This is a genomic window from Rhodococcus sp. BS-15 (genome assembly GCF_000813105.1).
Taxonomy (GTDB): Bacteria; Actinomycetota; Actinomycetes; order Mycobacteriales; family Mycobacteriaceae; genus Rhodococcoides.
Map to the genome: position 1 here is coordinate 1 of NZ_BAOX01000515.1, position 1,737 is coordinate 1,737.

General features: G+C 66.2%; 1 protein-coding gene. It reads right to left on the reverse strand.

What is annotated here, in order from left to right; genetic code table 11:
• Positions 1–1,737: Rne/Rng family ribonuclease (locus tag RHBS_RS27510; RefSeq protein ID WP_237669851.1), on the reverse strand; the 1,737-nt coding region annotated here is incomplete at both ends.

The following is a 1,737-nucleotide window of genomic DNA, read 5'->3' on the forward strand; positions in this document are numbered from 1 at the left end:
TCCACGGTCACCACTGCGTCGCCGCCGGGAGCTTCGGCCGGTGCCTGTGGCTCGACATCGGCGGGGCTGACGTCGGCCACCACGTCGTCGTGATGCGCCGCCATGGCCAGTGCCACCGGATGCGCCCGCTTGATCGACGGATCGACCACGGGGTGATCGTGACCGTCTGCCTGCGCGTTCGAGGAGGCCCGGTCGTTGCCATCCGAGCGATCGTTGCCGTCGGCCTTGTTGTCCTTGCCACGTCGACGCCTGCTGCTCGTTCCCGAGTTGCCGGATTCGGACCGCGACGAGTTCGACCGACCGCCGTCGTTGTCCGGCTTGGCGTCGATGGGGAACGGGTGCACGACGATGCCGCGACCCTGGCAGTGCTCGCACGTGGTGGAGAACGCCTCGACGAGCCCCGTACCGAGCTTCTTGCGGGTCATCTGCACCAGCCCGAGCGAGGTCACCTCGGAAACCTGATGGCGAGTCCGGTCGCGTCCGAGAGACTCGGTCAGGCGCCGCAGTACGAGATCGCGATTGGACTCGAGCACCATGTCGATGAAGTCGACGACGATCATGCCGCCGATGTCACGCAGACGCATCTGGCGAACGACTTCCTCGGCCGCCTCGATGTTGTTGCGGGTGACCGTCTCTTCGAGGTTGCCACCCGAACCGGTGAACTTGCCGGTGTTGACGTCGACAACGGTCATCGCCTCGGTGCGATCGATCACCAGGGTGCCGCCGGAAGGCAGCCAGACCTTGCGATCGAGGGCCTTGGCCAGCTGCTCGTCGATGCGGTGCGCGGCGAAGACGTCGACAGAACTGCCATCGGCCTCGTATCGGTGCAGCCGCTCCATCATGTCCGGGGCCACGGTCTCGACGTAGTTGGACGTCGTCGTCCACGCCTTGTCGCCCTCGATGACCAGCTTGGAGAAGTCCTCGTTGAACAGGTCACGGATGACCTTGACGAGCATGTCGGGCTCTTCGTACAGCGTCTGCGGTTGCACGCCCTTGCCGGTTTCGGCGTTGGCCGAGCGCTCTTCGATGCTGGCCCACTGCGCCTGCAGTCGAGTCACGTCCCGTGCGAGCTCTTCTTCGCTGACGCCCTCCGCTGCGGTGCGGATGATGACGCCCGCCTCGGGCGGCACGATGTCGCGGAGGATTTCCTTGAGCCGCTTGCGCTCGGTATCGGGCAGCTTGCGGCTGATGCCGGTGGAACTGCCGCCGGGCACGTAGACGAGGAAGCGACCCGCGAGCGACAGCTGCGTCGTCAGGCGGGCACCCTTGTGTCCGACGGGATCCTTGCTGACCTGGACGAGAACCTGATCGCCCGGCTTGAGAGCCTGCTCGATCTTCCGTGAGTTTCCGCCCAGTCCCGCAGCGTCCCAATTGACCTCGCCTGCGTACAGCACACCGTTGCGGCCACGGCCGATGTCGATGAAGGCTGCTTCCATGCTGGGCAGCACGTTCTGTACGCGGCCCAGGTAGACGTTGCCGACCATCGACGCGGTGGCACTGCTGGTGACGAAGTGCTCGACGAGCACACCGTCTTCGAGCACGGCAACCTGTGTGGTCAGCGGGTGATCCGGTGTCGCCTTCTCGCGCACGACCATGACACGGTCGACCGATTCGCGGCGCGCCAGGAACTCGGACTCGGTGAGGATCGGCGGACGACGACGGCCGGCATCGCGCCCGTCGCGGCGGCGCTGACGCTTGGCCTCGAGACGCGTCGAGCCCGTGATTCCCTGGACCTCG